The sequence below is a fragment of the Stappia stellulata genome (assembly GCF_020176715.1).
In the GTDB taxonomy this organism is placed as follows: domain Bacteria; phylum Pseudomonadota; class Alphaproteobacteria; order Rhizobiales; family Stappiaceae; genus Stappia.
This window is the reverse complement of record NZ_JAIVMF010000007.1, coordinates 71,440-85,948: the sequence shown is the minus strand read 5'-3', so window position 1 is coordinate 85,948 and position 14,509 is coordinate 71,440. Positions and strand designations below refer to the sequence as shown.

Here is a 14,509-nt window from a genome sequence, read left to right as displayed (position 1 = left end):
AGGGTCGGCTTCCGTTTCATTTCCTGAAGGGAGCCGACCCGACATGACCCGTCTCACGTCCCTTGCCGTCGCCTTGATGCTGGCGGCCTTTTCCCATGTTGCCGGTCCCGCCGCCGCGCAGGGCGAACTCGCACCCCGCGACGGCTGGACGGTGATCGCCACCGACAAGACCTTTCCCGACCTCGTGGACAGTCTGACGGCCGCGATCAAGACGGCCGGGATGGGCCTTGTCACCCAGGCAAGCGCCTCGGACGGTGCGAAGATGCAGGGCATCACCATCCCCGGAAACCGGGTGATCGGGGTCTATCGCAACGACTATGCGAGGCGGATGCTGGCGGCGAGCGTTGCCGCCGGCATCGAGGCGCCGATCCGCTTCTATGTCACCGAGACCCCCGACGGCGGGGCGACGCTTTCCTACAAGCACCCGAGCTTCGTCTTCGCCCCCTATCTGGCGGAGGGCGGCGACGCGCTGCAGGCGCTGGCGGGCGAGCTCGACGCGGTGTTCAAGGCAATTGCCGAGGACGCGACCAACTGAGTCCGTCCGTCAGAACTTCCCGTCATAGGCGCGGCGGCCGATGCGGCAGGCAAGCAGCGCGTAGCTGTCGCGGGCAAGTGCGGCGGTTGCCTCGCGGCTGAGCGTTTCGACGTCGTCCACCCACACGCCGTGCCCGCCCATCGCCCGGGCAAGTGCCGGAAAATCCGTTCCTGAGAAATCCACGCCGACATTGGGCCGCTGGCCGGCGCGCTGCTTCAGTTCAATCAGCGCCAGGCTTTCATCGACCAGCACGCAGACGATGACCGGCAGGCGCATGTCGCGCAGGGTCGCCAGTTCGCCAAGCCCCATTTCCAGCCCGGCATCGCCGACGAAGACCACAACGGGTCGCGCCGGATCGGCCAGCTTCTGCCCCATGCCGAGCGGCAGGGCGCAGGCCATGGTGCAGAGCGCGGAGGATTGCAGCATGCCGCGCGGCACCGCCGTCTGCCAGATCTGCGAGACCAGAATGCGATGCGCGCCGCTGTCGGCGGTGGCGACCGTCTCTGGCGGGAGAACTTCGCGCAAGGCGTGGAACACGCAAGCCGGGCCCCAGCCCTCCGGCTCCGGCGCGAATTGGGCGGCAAGAGCAGCCCTCGCGGCAGCGATCTCGCCGCCCTCCCAGGACGCAGTTGCCTTTCGCCCCTCGCCGAGCGCGCGAAGCGCGGGCGCAACGCCGGAGGCGAGAGTATGGCGCGCGCCGTGCATGCCATGAGTGCGCGGTGTCGCCGCGATCTCGATCACAGGGGCGTCGTGGGGCCAGGGATCGCGCCAGTTGATGCGCATCTCGATGGGATCGTAGCCCAAAAGCAGGATGCAGTCGGAGGCCTTGAAGAGCGGCAGGAGATGCGCGTCGGCACGCGGCGACAGGCCCGCCCCGCCAAGCGCCAAAGGGTCGGCCTCGTCGATCAGCCCCTTGCCCTTGTAGGTGGTGACAAGCGGCACGGAATGCGTCCGGCAGAAGGCGGCGATGGCCTCGCCCGCACCCTCGTTCACCGCATCGACGCCGGCGATGGCGATGGGGCGCTTTGAAGCGGCAAAGAGCACGCGCGCAGCCTCCAGCGTTGCCCCGGCAGGGCGCAAATCCGCCGGTGAGACTCCGACCGGCAGGGGCCGCAGCGCCTCCCCGGTTGCGCCTTCGGCGACCGAGATCGGTACGTCGACATGCACCGGTCCGGGCTGGCCGTCGAGTGCGATACGGATCGCCTTGTCCATCATTGCGCCGAGCGCGCCGGGGCTTGCGCGAAAGCTCGCCTTGACGATGGGCCGCAGGAGCTGCTGATGGTCGAACACCTGATGGGTGTAGGTTTCGGCTTCTGCCGCATCGACGCAGCCGGTGAGGAAAATCAGCGGCACCCGGTCCTGCCAGGCATTGGCGACGACATTGACCGCATTGGCAACGCCCGGCCCGAGTGTTGCGAGCAATACGCCCGGCGCGGCGGATCCCGTCTCACGCGCCTCGGCGTGCCACACGCCCTCGGCCATGAAGCCGCCGGCGTTCTCGTGCTTGACGAGATGGAAGGCGATGCCGGCGCTGTCCAGCGCATCCATCAGCGCCAGCACCTCGCCGCCCGGAATGCCGAAGGCATGGCGGCAGCCGGCCTGATGGAGCTTGGCGGCGATCAGTCCCGCACCCGTTTTCCCTGCTGCGGTTGTCCCCGCTTTCGTTGTCATTGCGTCTCGTCTTTCTGCGCGCCGAACGCGCCGTCCGCCCTCAGGCGTGCCAGATCGTCATCCTCAAGGCCCAGTGCCTGTTTCAGCACGGCCTGCGTGTCCGCGCCAAGTTCCGGCGGCGCGTGACGATAGGTTACCGGGGTCTTCGACAGGTTCAGCGGATTGCCGATGAGATCGACCGTCCCGGTCGCGCTCGCCTCATGCGGCATGGAAATGCGCATGCCGCGATGACGCACCTGCGGATCGGCGAAGACCTCGCCGACATCGTTGATCGGCCCGCAGGGAACGCCGGCGGCCTCCAGCACGGCGATCCACTCGGCCGCGTCGCGCGTGCGGGTCAGCCGCTCGATTTCCGGCTCGAGCGCCGCGCGGTTGCGCACGCGTTCTGCATTGGCGGAAAACCGCGGATCGTCGGCAAGCGCCGGCGCGCCCGCCACCTCGCAGAAGCGGCGGAACTGCGCGTCGTTGCCGACCGCCAGGATGAAGGCGCCGTCGCGCGCCGGATAGGCGTTATAGGGCACGATGGTGGGATGGGCATTGCCGCGCCGGGGCGGCACCGCGCCGTCGGTGAGATAGGCCACGCCCTGGTTGATCAGCCAGGCGACCTGGGTATCGAGCAGGGCGACGTCGATGTGCTGCCCCTCGCCGGTTGCCGTTCGATGATGAAGGGCCGCCAGGATCGCGTTGGAGGCATACATGCCGCACATGACGTCGGCGATCCCCACACCCGCCTTGGTCGGCTCGCCGCCCTCCGCGTCGGGCCGCCCGGTCAGGGACATCAACCCGCCCATGCCCTGGATCAGGAAATCGTAGCCGGCGCGCGCCGCATAGGGACCGGTCTGGCCGAAGCCGGAGATCGAGCAATAGATCAGCCCCGGATTGAGGGCCTTGAGATCCGCGTAGCCGAGCCCGCGCCGGGCGAGATCGCCGACCTTGAAGTTCTCGATCAGCACGTCGGCCTTGCAGGCGAGACGGCGCAAGAGGTCCTGGCCCGCAGGCTGGGCGATATCGACAGCGAGCGAGCGTTTGTTGCGGTTGGCGGACAGATAATAGGCGCTCTCGCGCGTCTCGTTTCCCTGCTTGTCCTTGAGAAACGGCGGGCCCCAGCCACGGGTGTCGTCGCCCGTTCCCGAACGTTCGATCTTCCAGACGGTGGCGCCGAGATCGCCCAGCAATTGCGTGGCGGTGGGGCCGGCAAGAATGCGCGACAGGTCGAGCACGACGAGGCCCGCAAGCGGGCCTCGAGGCGTGTTCTTAGACAGCGGATCGGACGAAGCTACAGTCCCGGAAGAGGTCGTCACCAGCGCGCAAATCCTTTCAAGGGAGGGGAAATCAGCCTGTGGCCCCGCTCCGCCAGCGCACGACGGCACCGCAGACGAGACCGAAGATCAGATGCCCGACCAGCGAGGCCCAGGTCAACTGGATGAACCCGAGAAACGGCGGCAGGCCGGCGATCAGATGCGCCATGACATAGAGCGCGAAGACCCAGAGGCCCGCCCCGAACCCGAGCGCGACCACCGGCCAGGGCAGAAACGGAAAGAAGCGATCGGCAATCGGCCTTGCGATGAAGAGATAGCCGAGCGGATAGAAAACGATGCCGACGACGAGGTGTACCGCCTCGGCCAACGCGAAATTGCTGAAGCCGAAGACGGACTGCACAAGTGCTGCCGGCTGCAACGGGCCGCCGACCCAGTAGGGCGTGACGAAGCGCGCCCAGATCTCCCAGGCGCCATCGGCGAGAAGCCCGGCGAGGATTGCCGTGCCGAGCGTTGCCAGCGTCAGGGGCGGAAACAGGCCGTGCCGCGGCCGGGCGACGGACGAGAGGGAGGCGGACATGGGCATCTTGGCTCCTGAGGGCGATCCGCCGGACCCGGCGGCGTTGCGGGCGCCGGGACCCGGTGAACAATCCGGTCCCGACGATCCCACTGTGAGAGCAACGCCCGCTCCGTTCAAATCAACCAAGCGAGACGCGCCCTGCAATCCCGCTCACGCCCGCGTGACCCGCCCCTGGGTCTCATCCGGGGTCAGGCTTCGGCCTTTTCCAGATCCGGCTCGAAGAAGGCGCGCGGCGGCACGAAGGCGACGCCCAGCGCCGCATGAGCGGAGAGGCGAAGCGGCAGCAGGCATTCCGGCGGCACGGTCTCCTCCGGCAGGCGCCAGAGGCGCGTTGCCAGCGCCAGCCGTCCGACCCATTCGCCCGACGTGCCGAGCGCCAGCGGAACGGCAATCGCCGGTCCGAGGATCACCGGCAGGAGCGGCCAGACGAGCGACGGCGCGAAGACGGCAGCCCATGCGAAGCCGGCAAAGCCGAAGAGCATCTGCGGCCACAGCCGCGAGACGCACAGGCCGAGCGGCAGGGCACGGGTGTCGCGCACCTGCGCGCCCCAGCCCATCGCCTTGCCGAAGGGCAGTCCGGCGACGAAGAGCGATACGGCGACGGCGACGACCGGGGCCATCAGCGCGGCGAAGACGATTTCCGTCAGTGCGCTCGCAACGATCCGCGCCGGTCCGCCGAAGGCCGTGCGCAGCCGCCTGTCGGCGAGGATGTCGATCACCGTCGCAATCTTGGGGGCGAAGATCATCGTCAGGATCACGACGAAAAGCGTGAAGCCGGAGACCTGTTCGAAGCGCACGAGCTCATGCCCGCCGAAGGCGACGATCGCGGCACCCGTTGCCATGAACAACAGCCAGGCCGGCGCGGAGACGAACATCAGGATCGCCAGCACCATCTGCACCCGGCTGGTGGGCAGCAGCCCCGGCAGCCCGAGCAGCTTGAGATACTGGAGGTTGCCCTGGCACCAGCGCAATTCGCGGCGGATGAACTCCAGCGCGTTCGGCGGGTTTTCCTCGAAACTCTCCGTCTCGCGCGGGATCACCCGGACCTCGTAGCCGGCGCGGCGCATCAGCACCGCCTCGACTTGGTCGTGGCTCAGGATCCAGCCCGACAGCGGGCCCTTGCCCGGAAGCACCGGCAGGTGGCACGCCTCGGTGAAGGGGTTCACCCTCAGTATCGCGTTGTGCCCCCAGTAGGGACCGCAATCGCCCTGCCACCAGGCGCTGCCGAGCGTGTAGGAGCGCATGCCGAGACGCATGCCGAACTGGAAGATGCGGGCAAAGGCGCTGCTGGTCGGCATGCCGACCACCAGCGTCTGCAGGATGCCGAGACGCGGATTGGCGTCCATTTTCGCGACGAGGTCGACAATCGCCGCGCCCGACATGAAGCTGTCGGCGTCGAGCACCAGCGCATAATCGTGGTTGGCGCCCCAGCGGACGCAGAAATCGCGGATGTTGCCGGCCTTGAAGCCCGGATTGTCGTCGCGGCGGCGGTAGACCACCGGCAGGACATGGGCCCAGCGGTCGGCCAAGGCGGCGAAAACGGCGTCTTCCTTGGCGGCGATCTCGGGCCGGTCGGTGTCGCTCAGAACATAGAGCGTGAAGCCGGCGGCATGCGGCGTGCGCGACAGATCGCCAAGCATGGCGTCGAGATGGACGGCGACCTGGTCGACGTCCTCGTTGCGGATGCAGGACAAAATGGCGGTGGACGAGCGGCTCGACACGGAGGTGTCGCCCTCGGCGATCGGGCAGACATGGGCGACCGGGTCGCGCCGGGTGCGCATCAGCGTCAGCCCGATGACCGCGTTCCAGAAGCCGATCGCGGTCCACGGCAGGGTCAGCAGGAAACAGCCGATCATCAGCCCTTCCGCCCAGCTCACGCCGTCGCCGGAAAAGCTGACGACAAGAAGCGCGGTGAGCGCGGCGATCGTGCCAAGGACGAGGGTCGCGAAGACCGCGCGGCGAACGGCCAGGCGGCGCGCATCAACCGGCGTGTGCGACGCACCCGAAGCGGGGGCCTGGGACGCGGCGCCAAGCCCGGACGGGTCCGGCGTCAGAAAATTCGGACGGTGCTTTTGATACATACAACGACCTTTGCACATATAAGTACGACGGCCCCCGATGCGGCGGCCGATCCGTTGGGCTATACGTTGCGCGCGACTGAGGAGGATTTGTGACGCACCGCACAATCGCAAAAATATTTCCGTGCGAAACGCGGGCCTTGTGGTCGGTGAGCCCTGGCCGCATGGCGCTTCGCAGTGCAACCGTGCCCGCGCCGGGTCCCGGCGAGGTCTGCGTCCGCGCACTCTTCAGCGGCGTCAGCCCGGGGACCGAACGGCTGGTGCTTTCGGGCAAGGTGCCGGAAAGCGAATGGAGCCGCATGCGCGCCCCGTTCCAGGAGGGCGACTTTCCCTTTCCCGTCAAATACGGCTATGCCGGCGTTGGCGAGATCGTCGCCGGTGCCCCCGACCGGCTGGGCGAGACCGTCTTCGTGCTCCATCCCCATCAGTCCCTCTATTGCGTTCCGGCCGAGGCCGCGCTGCCGCTGCCCAAAGGCGTTCCGGCCGCGCGCGGCATCCTCGCGGCCAATATGGAAACCGCGCTCAATGGGTTATGGGACGGCGGCGCCTCACCGGGGGATCACATTGCCGTGGTCGGCGGCGGCATCATCGGCCTGCTCGTCGCCCATCTGGCCGCGCGCATTCCCGGCACGAAGGTCACCGTCGTGGACGTCGATCCGGCGCGCGAAGCACGCGCACGCGCGCTCGGAGCCGACTTCGCGACCCCCGATGCGGCACCGGAAGACCAGGACCTCGTCTTTCACGCCAGCGGCCAACCGGACGGGCTCGACACCGCGCTTTCGCTGGCCGGAATAGAGGCCCGCGTGGTGGAAATGAGCTGGTACGGAACGACGCCGGTCACGGCAACGCTCGGCGGGGCGTTCCACAGCCGCCGGCTGACGCTGCGCTCTAGCCAGGTGGGGCGCGTACCGGCCGAGCGGCAGGCGCGCTGGAGCTACAGCCGCAGACTGTCGACGGCGCTTTCACTTTTGCGTGAACCGGCGCTCGATGCCCTGATTTCGCCGCCGGTCCCGCTGACAGAGGCGCCGGAGCGCATCCCCGCGCTGCTTGGTCCCGAGGGCGGCGGGCTGATGCCGCTGATCTCCTACGACACCCCCGCCGACATCGCCTGACGACCCCGTTTCCCCGACGTTTCTGGAGTATCCCAATGCACAGTGTTGAAGTTCGCGACCACATCATGATCGCCCATTCCTTCAAGGGCGAGGTTTTCGGGCCGGCGCAGAAGATGCATGGCGCCACCTTCGTGGTCGACGCGGCCTTTCTTGCCCGCGATCTCGACGAGAACGGCATCGTCATCGACATCGGCCGCGCCCACGAGGTGCTGAAGGAAACGCTGGCGCCGCTGAACTTCCAGAACCTCGACGAGGTGCCGGAGTTCAAGGGCAAGAACACCACGACCGAATTCCTGACCCGCTACATCTTCGACAAGCTCGCCGCTGCCGCCCGCGCCGACCGGCTGGGCCGTGCGGGCAGCGAACTGCATGCGATCCGCGTCACGCTGCACGAATCCCATGTCGCGCGGGCTTGGTACGAAGCGGACATCTGATGAGCGCCGCCGCCTCCGCGCTGACGTTTCTCTATCCCGGCGCGTTGTCGACGCCGACCGGCGGCTATCTCTACGACCGCGCGCTGATCGCAGCGCTTCAGCGCGCGGGAGTGATGGTCGAGACACGCTCGCTCGGCCCCGGCTATCCGGCCCCCTCGCCGGAGGTGCGCGCTGCGGCCGCCCGGACGCTGGCTGAGATTCCCGACGGACGGCTCACGATAATCGACGGGCTGGCCTGCGGCGTCATGGCCGAGGAGGTCGCCCCCCATGCCGGACGCTTGCGGCTCGTTTCGCTGCTGCATCATCCGCTGGGCCACGAAAGCGGACTGGACGAGGCGGCCGCCCACGCGCTGATCGCGGCGGAACGCGCTGCCCTTTCCCATGTCCGCCATGTGGTGACCACGAGTGCGGCGACCGCACGCGCGGTACGCGAGACCTTCGGCATCGCCGCCGAGGCCGTCAGCGTCGTCGAACCGGGCATCGAGACCGCAGAGCGCATCGACGCGAAACGTCCGGAGGACGCCGGCGGTCCGCTCAGACTGCTCAGCGTCGGATCGCTGATCCCGCGCAAGGACCATGCGACGCTGCTCGAGGCGTTCAGCCGGCTCGCGCCGCGAAACGTGCGGCTCGACATCGCCGGCAGCGCGGATCTCGATCCCGCCCATGCGGCGGAACTGAGCGCGCTGGTTAGCCGGCTTGGGCTCGACGACCAAGTGACCCTGCACGGCGCGCTGCCGCGCGCGGCCCTCGACGCGCTTTACCGGGCGGCGGATCTCTTCGTGCTGACGACCCGCTACGAGGGCTACGGCATGGCGTTCGTCGAGGCGATGGCCCACGGGCTGCCGGTTGTTGCCACCGGCGCCGGCGCGGTGCGCGACACGGTCCCGGAAACGGCCGGTATCATTCTGCCTGCCGGCGCCGTCGCGGCGGTGGCCGATGCCCTTGCCCGGCTTGCCGACAGCGCCGCTGATCGCCATGCTCTGTCGCTCGGCGCGCGGGCGCATGTCGCGGGCCTGCCCGGCTGGGACGCGCAAGCCATTCGGTTCCTGGACATCTTGAAAGGCATAGAGCAATGAGCGGATTTTCCGGCGACTGGCTGTCGGCGCGCGAACCGGTCGACCTGCGGGCCCGCAATGCAACCGTCCGCGACGCCTTTCTCACTTACCTTGCCGTGCGCAAGGGTTGCGACCCGACGCGTCCGCTGGTGTTGCTCGATCTCGGTGCGGGCACCGGCGCGACGCTTCGCGCGCTCGCGCCCCATCTCGCGGCACTTCAGGCCTGGCGGCTCGCCGAACACGACCCCGCGCTGATCGCCCGCGCCCGCGCGCTGATCGGCGAGGAGCAGACGCACATCGAGATCGTCGAGGCGGATCTCGCGGCGGGCGTGCCCGAGGCGCTGCTTGAGGGCGTCGACGGGGTCACCACCTCGGCGTTTCTCGATCTGGTGTCGGCGGGATGGGTCTCCGCCTTCGCCCGTCAGCTCGCGGCACACCGGCTGCCGTTCCTGGCGATGCTGACCTACGACGGGCGCCTGTCGCTCGACCCGGCCGCCCCCCTCGACGCAAGCATCCGCGAGGCGATGAACGCGCATCAGCGTGGCGACAAGGGGTTTGGCGCAGCCCTTGGACCGCAGGCAGCCGATCTCACCCGCGAGGTCTTCCAGGAGGCCGGCTTCCGGGTGGTCGAAGGTCGCTCTGACTGGGAGGCGGAGCCGGACGAGCAGGCGTTCCAGTCGATGCTTGTCGATGGCTGGGTCGACGCAGCCCGCGACATGGCGGCCGATATGGCAATCGATGCCGACGCGCTGTCACGCTGGCACGCGCGCCGGCGCGGAGAAATCGCCGCGCGGGCGCTCGTCACCCGGGTCGGGCATCGCGATCTCGCCGCCCTGCCGGTTTAACCGGTCGGGGTCAGGCCGTCTCGATGGCGCAGGCAATGCCCTGACCGACACCGATGCACATGGTCGACAGCGCCCGGGTTCCGCCGCGCAGCGACAATTCCAGCGCCGCCGTGCCGACAATGCGCGCGCCCGACATGCCGAGCGGATGGCCGAGCGCAATCGCGCCGCCGTTGGGATTCACATGCGCGCAATCGTCGCCAAGCCCCAGCTCGCGCAGCACCGCAAGCCCTTGCGCGGCGAAGGCTTCGTTCAGCTCGACAACGTCGAAATCGGAAATCGACAGGCCAAGCCGCGCCATCAGCTTGCGCGACGCGGGAACCGGACCAATGCCCATGACGCGCGGCGGCACGCCCGCCGCCGCACCGCCGACGACCCGCGCGATCGGCGTCAGCCCATAGGCCTTCACCGCCTCTTCCGAGGCGATCAGAAGCGCCGCCGCACCGTCATTCACACCCGACGCATTGCCGGCCGTCACCGAGCCGCCGTCGCGGAACGGGGTCGCGAGCTTGGCGAGCTTCTCCACCGTGGTGCCGGGGCGCGGATGCTCGTCCTGCTCGACAATCACCGGATCGCCCTTGCGCTGCGGGATCGTCACCGGAGTGATTTCCTGCGCCAGGCGACCGTTTGCCTGAGCCGCGACGGCGCGCTCCTGCGAGCGCACGGCGAAGGCATCCTGGTCGGCGCGCGCGACCGCATAGTCGGCGGCGACGTTTTCCGCCGTCTCGGGCATGGAATCGATGCCATACTGCTTTTTCATCACCGGATTGACGAAGCGCCATCCGATGGTCGTGTCGTGGATTTCCGCCTTGCGCGAGAACGCCGTGTCCGCTTTCGGCATGACGAAGGGCGCGCGCGACATGCTCTCGACGCCGCCGGCGATCATCAGATCCGCCTCGCCGGTGCGCACGGCCCGCGCGGCCATGATCACCGCGTCCATTCCCGAGCCGCACAGGCGGTTGACAGTGGTGCCCGGCACCTCGACCGGAAGACCCGCCAGGAGGGCTGCCATGCGCGCCACGTTCCGGTTGTCCTCGCCCGCCTGGTTGGCGCAGCCGTAGATCACATCATCGACCCGCGCCCAGTCGACACCGGCATTGCGCGCCATCAGCGCGCGGATCGGCACGGCCCCCAGGTCATCGGCGCGCACCGCGCTCAACGCTCCGCCGAACCGGCCGATGGGCGTGCGGATGTAGTCGACGATATAGGCATGGCGCATTGCGAAGCCCCTCCCGCGGGCAAATTTTAAACCTAAAGCGTTTTCGGCGACACAAACCGCCGCGTCAACGCCTGACCTCCCCCATATAATAATTGATCGACCGGACGGTCAACGAATTCGCGCATGCCCCCCCTGCGGTGCGACGCGCCGGCTTGCGATTTTCCATGCATTCCCAAAAGCTTTCAGTTAACCTTACCAATAACATAATGCCTTTTGTTCAACGACTTCAGATATTGTCAATACACTTGTGAGATACGTGCTCCATCAGAAATGGAACAAGAAAACCAAGAAGTCGATCGCGAGTAACAGGAGAAGTGTCATGTCCGCTGTTGAAGCCATTCGCTCAATTGTCGCCAAACACGGCAAGCTGCCGGTGGATGTCGCAACATTGCAGGACGACGCGGATCTCTACGCCGCCGGTCTGTCGTCCTTTGCCTCGGTGCAGCTGATGCTCGCCATCGAGGAGCATTTCGATATCGAGTTCCCGGAAGACCGGCTGAACCGCAAGACGTTTTCCAGCATCAAGGCGATCGCCGAGGTCGTCACGGAGCTGAGCGAAGATCAGCAGGCCGCATGATGAACATCCACGCCCACACCCCGAACCTCGAGCTGACGGCGCGCGCGCGCCGCGTGGCGGCGGTCGCCACAAGTCATGCCGACAGCGTCGACCGCGACGGACGCTTCCCGGCGGAAGCCGTCGAGGCGATGCGCACGGAACGGCTGATGGGCGTGCAGATCCCGACCGCCTTCGGCGGCGAGGGTGCCTCCACGGCCGAGATCGCCGAAATCTGCTCGATCCTCGGCCAGGCGTGTTCCTCCTCCGCGATGGTTTTCGCGATGCATCAGATCAAGGTGTCGAGCCTCGTCACCCACGGCGGCGACGATGCCTGGCACCAGGGCTTCATGGCGCGGGTCGCCGGCGAGCAGCTGCTGCTTGGATCGGCCACCACGGAAGGCGGCATCGGCGGCAACATGCGCAATTCCATTTGCGCCATCGAGGTCGACGGCGACACCTGCCGGCTTGAGAAGAACGCCACCGTGATTTCCTACGGCGACCAGGCCGACGCCATCCTGATCACCTCACGCAGCCACGCCGATGCGGCGGCAAGCGACCAGGTGCTGACTGTCTTCCTCAAGGACCAGTACACGCTGGAAAAGACCCACGTCTGGGACGCGCTCGGCATGCGCGGCACCTGTTCCGACGGCTATGTGTTCAAGGGCGAGGCGCCTGCGGTGCAGATCCTGCCGCGCCCCTTTGCCGAGATCGCCGCGCAGTCCATGCTCGCACACGCCCATATCCTTTGGAGCGCGGTGTGGTACGGGATCGCGGCCGATGCCTTTGCCAAGGCCCAGGCCTTCGTGCGGGCGGCGGCGCGCAAGTCGCCCGACATGACGCCCCCCGGCGCGCTGCGCGTCGCGGAAGCCTCCAGCCTGCTCCAGGGCGTCAAGGCCAGCATCGTGGCCGCTCTCGAGATGTATGAGGCCGCGCGCGAGAACGAGGACAAATTGTCGTCGATGAGTTTCTCGGTCGCGATGAACAACCTCAAGATCGCGAGTTCGCAGACGATCCTGACGATCATCAATCACTGCATGCTGATCTGCGGCATCCTGGCCTACAAGAACGGCACGCCGTTCAGCCTCGGGCGGCATCTGCGCGACGCGCATTCGGCGCAGCTGATGATCTCCAACGACCGCATTCTCGGCAACACGTCGAACATGCTCTTGATCCACAAACAGGACACCAGCCTGCTGGGCTGAGGAGAGGAACGGGACCATGGACATGCAAACGTCCCTGCTCGACCGGCTGTTTTCCGCCGGGCTGCTGATCGACACCGGCGTCGACGGGCTTTATGGTCGCGGCGGCGCCTTCGAGGATGTGATCGCCCGCTTCGAGGCGCTGATCGGCAGGCACGCACCGGATGCGACGCCGGAAGTGATCCGCTTTCCGCCGGGCATGAACCGCGCCCACTTCGAGGGTTCGGGCTACATGAAGAGCTTCCCGCAGCTCGCCGGCACGGTGCACAGCTTCTGCGGCTGCGAGCTCGACCATATGAACCTGCTGCAGTGCATTGCTGAAGGCGGCGACTGGACGGAAGGTCAAAAGGCGACCGACATCGTGCTGACGCCGGCGGCCTGCTATCCGCTCTATCCCACGATCGCCAAGCGCGGCCCGTTGCCCGAGGGCGGCGGTCTTTTCGACCTGCAGTCCTACTGCTTCCGTCACGAGCCGTCGAAGGACCCGGCGCGCATGCAGCTCTTCCGCATGCGCGAGTTCGTGCGCATCGGGACGCCGGACGAGGTGATGGCCTTCCGCGAGGACTGGATGGAACGCGGCGCGAAGCTGATCGAGGCGGTCGGCCTGGACGTCGAACTCGACACCGCCAACGATCCCTTCTTCGGCCGCGCCGGCAAGATGATGGGCAACAGCCAGCGCGAACAGAAGCTGAAGTTCGAGCTGCTGATCCCGGTCACTTCGGCCGCCAACAAGACCGCCTGCCTGAGCTTCAACTATCACCAGGACCATTTCGGCGCCACCTGGGGGCTGGAAACGGCCGACGGCGAGGTTGCCCATACCGCCTGCGTCGGCTTCGGGCTGGAGCGCATCGCGCTCGCGCTCTTCGCCAAGCACGGACTGGACACGGCGGACTGGCCGGCGGACGTGCGCGCCGCACTCTGGAGCTGATGGGGCGTTGCGACATGTTTGAAACTCTCGCCGCCCTCGATCCGCAGAACTATGCGCCGCATCCCCTGCATGACGCGGAACGGATCTGGCCGGAAACCAACTGCTACATCGACCTGTGGATCGAGACATTGCATGCGCTGGGTCTTGAGCCCGAGGCCATGCTCGGCTTCACGCTGACCCAGGATTTCGAGGGCGACCAGTTCACCTTCTTCAAGGTGCCGCTGGAAGACCTCGAGAGGCTTTATGGCATCCGCGCCCAGGAACTGGCGATCTACGAGCCGACCGAAGCCCACGTCGCGACCCAGATCGCGCGCGGCCGGCTATGCCTCGTCGAGGTCGACAGCTACTTCCTGCCAGATACGCCGGGCGTCAGCTATCGGCTTGAACACGGCAAGACCACGGTGGCGATCACCGCGCTCGACGCCAGAGCCCGCACGATGCGCTACTTCCACAACGGCGGCTTCTTCGCGCTGGAAGGCGAGGATTTCGACGGCGTGTTCCAGCGCGGCGACCACGCGCAGGCCCTGCCCTTCCTGCCCTATACGGAGTTCGCCAAGTTCCCGGCGAAAGCGCCCGCACCGCAAGCGCGGCGGGCCGAGGCGCTGAGGCTGTTGCGGGTCCACTACGGGCGCCGTCCGACGGCCAATCCCTTCACCGCCTATGCCGAGACCTTCGCCGCCGACATCGAGGCGTTGAGCGAACGGCCGTTCGATGTGTTTCACAAATACGCCTTCAACACGCTGCGGCAGGCGGGCGCGAATTTCGAACTGGCCGGCACCCATCTCGACTGGCTGGCGCCGGACGGCGGATTCGCCGCACCGGCGGACGCCGCACGCGAGATCGCCGCGACCTGCAAGAGCCTGCAGTTCCAGCTCGCCCGTGCGCTCGCCCGCAAGAAGTTCGACAAGCTTGGCGAAGGGCTTCAGCCGGCGGCCGCCGCCTGGGACCGGCTGATGAGCGATCTGGGCCCTGCCCTTGCCCGTTCATCGGCGGATCATCCGCAGGCGCAAGCAGGCATCCGCGCCGCCTGAGCCTCTGGCGTGA

The 14,509-nt window shown here is 67.4% G+C and carries 14 protein-coding genes; 9 read left to right on the top strand and 5 right to left on the bottom strand.

What is annotated here, in order from left to right; genetic code table 11:
* The first annotated feature begins 43 nt into the window (after positions 1 to 43).
* Positions 44 to 535, top strand: a complete 492-nt coding sequence (locus LC092_RS10550) for a DUF302 domain-containing protein (RefSeq protein ID WP_224806488.1) — start codon at positions 44 to 46, stop codon at positions 533 to 535.
* A 9-nt stretch (positions 536 to 544) separates the two neighbouring features.
* Here LC092_RS10550 and LC092_RS10545 read toward each other — a convergent pair whose 3' ends face one another.
* From LC092_RS10545 to mdoH, 4 genes are all read right to left on the bottom strand, one after another.
* Complete coding sequence (locus tag LC092_RS10545; RefSeq protein WP_224806487.1) at positions 545 to 2,206, bottom strand: thiamine pyrophosphate-binding protein; 1,662 nt, start codon at positions 2,204 to 2,206, stop codon at positions 545 to 547.
* On the bottom strand, positions 2,203 to 3,507 hold the full coding sequence (locus LC092_RS10540) for a CaiB/BaiF CoA transferase family protein (RefSeq protein WP_224806486.1): 1,305 nt from the start codon (positions 3,505 to 3,507) through the stop codon (positions 2,203 to 2,205). The genes LC092_RS10545 and LC092_RS10540 overlap by 4 nt, the downstream gene beginning before the upstream one ends.
* 31 nt (positions 3,508 to 3,538) lie before the next feature.
* Entirely contained in the window at positions 3,539 to 4,042 is a 504-nt protein-coding gene (locus tag LC092_RS10535; protein WP_224806485.1) for a hypothetical protein, read from the bottom strand.
* A gap of 188 nt (positions 4,043 to 4,230) precedes the next feature.
* Entirely contained in the window at positions 4,231 to 6,123 is a 1,893-nt protein-coding gene (gene mdoH, locus LC092_RS10530) for a glucans biosynthesis glucosyltransferase MdoH (protein ID WP_224806484.1), read from the bottom strand.
* A 161-nt stretch (positions 6,124 to 6,284) separates the two neighbouring features.
* Between mdoH and LC092_RS10525 the strand changes: the two genes are divergently transcribed.
* The 4 genes from LC092_RS10525 to LC092_RS10510 are packed head-to-tail and all read left to right on the top strand — an operon-like array spanning position 6,285 to position 9,566.
* Positions 6,285 to 7,232: a zinc-dependent alcohol dehydrogenase gene (locus LC092_RS10525; RefSeq protein ID WP_224806483.1), complete on the top strand. Its 948-nt coding sequence runs from the start codon at positions 6,285 to 6,287 to the stop codon at positions 7,230 to 7,232.
* A gap of 35 nt (positions 7,233 to 7,267) precedes the next feature.
* Complete coding sequence (locus tag LC092_RS10520; RefSeq protein WP_224806482.1) at positions 7,268 to 7,666, top strand: 6-pyruvoyl trahydropterin synthase family protein; 399 nt, start codon at positions 7,268 to 7,270, stop codon at positions 7,664 to 7,666.
* Entirely contained in the window at positions 7,666 to 8,742 is a 1,077-nt protein-coding gene (locus LC092_RS10515) for a glycosyltransferase family 4 protein (RefSeq protein ID WP_224806481.1), read from the top strand. Before LC092_RS10520 ends, LC092_RS10515 begins: the two co-directional genes overlap by 1 nt.
* The gene (locus LC092_RS10510) at positions 8,739 to 9,566 is read left to right on the top strand and encodes a class I SAM-dependent methyltransferase (protein WP_224806480.1); all 828 of its coding nucleotides are present in this window, start codon (positions 8,739 to 8,741) and stop codon (positions 9,564 to 9,566) included. The genes LC092_RS10515 and LC092_RS10510 overlap by 4 nt, the downstream gene beginning before the upstream one ends.
* Before the next feature lie 10 nt (positions 9,567 to 9,576).
* On the opposite strand, the gene pcaF is transcribed toward LC092_RS10510, so the two are convergent.
* Positions 9,577 to 10,782, bottom strand: coding sequence for a 3-oxoadipyl-CoA thiolase (gene pcaF, locus LC092_RS10505; protein ID WP_224806479.1), 1,206 nt, complete (start codon positions 10,780 to 10,782; stop codon positions 9,577 to 9,579).
* 319 nt (positions 10,783 to 11,101) lie between these two features.
* Here pcaF and LC092_RS10500 point away from each other — a divergent pair, with 319 nt between their 5' ends.
* The 4 genes from LC092_RS10500 to LC092_RS10485 are packed head-to-tail and all read left to right on the top strand — an operon-like array spanning position 11,102 to position 14,496.
* The gene (locus LC092_RS10500; RefSeq protein WP_224806478.1) at positions 11,102 to 11,359 is read left to right on the top strand and encodes an acyl carrier protein; all 258 of its coding nucleotides are present in this window, start codon (positions 11,102 to 11,104) and stop codon (positions 11,357 to 11,359) included.
* The gene (locus LC092_RS10495; protein WP_224806598.1) at positions 11,359 to 12,540 is read left to right on the top strand and encodes an acyl-CoA dehydrogenase family protein; all 1,182 of its coding nucleotides are present in this window, start codon (positions 11,359 to 11,361) and stop codon (positions 12,538 to 12,540) included. Before LC092_RS10500 ends, LC092_RS10495 begins: the two co-directional genes overlap by 1 nt.
* 16 nt (positions 12,541 to 12,556) lie before the next feature.
* On the top strand, positions 12,557 to 13,465 hold the full coding sequence (locus tag LC092_RS10490; RefSeq protein WP_224806477.1) for an amino acid--[acyl-carrier-protein] ligase: 909 nt from the start codon (positions 12,557 to 12,559) through the stop codon (positions 13,463 to 13,465).
* 14 nt (positions 13,466 to 13,479) lie between these two features.
* Positions 13,480 to 14,496 (top strand): DUF1839 family protein, encoded by a 1,017-nt coding sequence (locus LC092_RS10485; RefSeq protein WP_224806476.1) that lies wholly within the window; start codon positions 13,480 to 13,482, stop codon positions 14,494 to 14,496.
* The last annotated feature ends 13 nt before the right edge of the window (positions 14,497 to 14,509 follow it).

Excerpts from the sequence above, each read along its gene's own strand:
- LC092_RS10550 (WP_224806488.1), top strand. The coding sequence starts at position 44 with ATGACCCGTCTCACGTCCCTTGCCGTCGCCTTGATGCTGGCGGCCTTT.
- LC092_RS10545 (WP_224806487.1), bottom strand. The coding sequence starts at position 2,206 with ATGACAACGAAAGCGGGGACAACCGCAGCAGGGAAAACGGGTGCGGGA.
- LC092_RS10535 (WP_224806485.1), bottom strand. The coding sequence starts at position 4,042 with ATGTCCGCCTCCCTCTCGTCCGTCGCCCGGCCGCGGCACGGCCTGTTT.
- mdoH (WP_224806484.1), bottom strand. The coding sequence starts at position 6,123 with ATGTATCAAAAGCACCGTCCGAATTTTCTGACGCCGGACCCGTCCGGG.
- LC092_RS10525 (WP_224806483.1), top strand. The coding sequence starts at position 6,285 with ATGGCGCTTCGCAGTGCAACCGTGCCCGCGCCGGGTCCCGGCGAGGTC.
- LC092_RS10520 (WP_224806482.1), top strand. The coding sequence starts at position 7,268 with ATGCACAGTGTTGAAGTTCGCGACCACATCATGATCGCCCATTCCTTC.
- LC092_RS10515 (WP_224806481.1), top strand. The coding sequence starts at position 7,666 with ATGAGCGCCGCCGCCTCCGCGCTGACGTTTCTCTATCCCGGCGCGTTG.
- LC092_RS10510 (WP_224806480.1), top strand. The coding sequence starts at position 8,739 with ATGAGCGGATTTTCCGGCGACTGGCTGTCGGCGCGCGAACCGGTCGAC.
- pcaF (WP_224806479.1), bottom strand. The coding sequence starts at position 10,782 with ATGCGCCATGCCTATATCGTCGACTACATCCGCACGCCCATCGGCCGG.
- LC092_RS10500 (WP_224806478.1), top strand. The coding sequence starts at position 11,102 with ATGTCCGCTGTTGAAGCCATTCGCTCAATTGTCGCCAAACACGGCAAG.
- LC092_RS10495 (WP_224806598.1), top strand. The coding sequence starts at position 11,359 with ATGAACATCCACGCCCACACCCCGAACCTCGAGCTGACGGCGCGCGCG.
- LC092_RS10490 (WP_224806477.1), top strand. The coding sequence starts at position 12,557 with ATGGACATGCAAACGTCCCTGCTCGACCGGCTGTTTTCCGCCGGGCTG.
- LC092_RS10485 (WP_224806476.1), top strand. The coding sequence starts at position 13,480 with ATGTTTGAAACTCTCGCCGCCCTCGATCCGCAGAACTATGCGCCGCAT.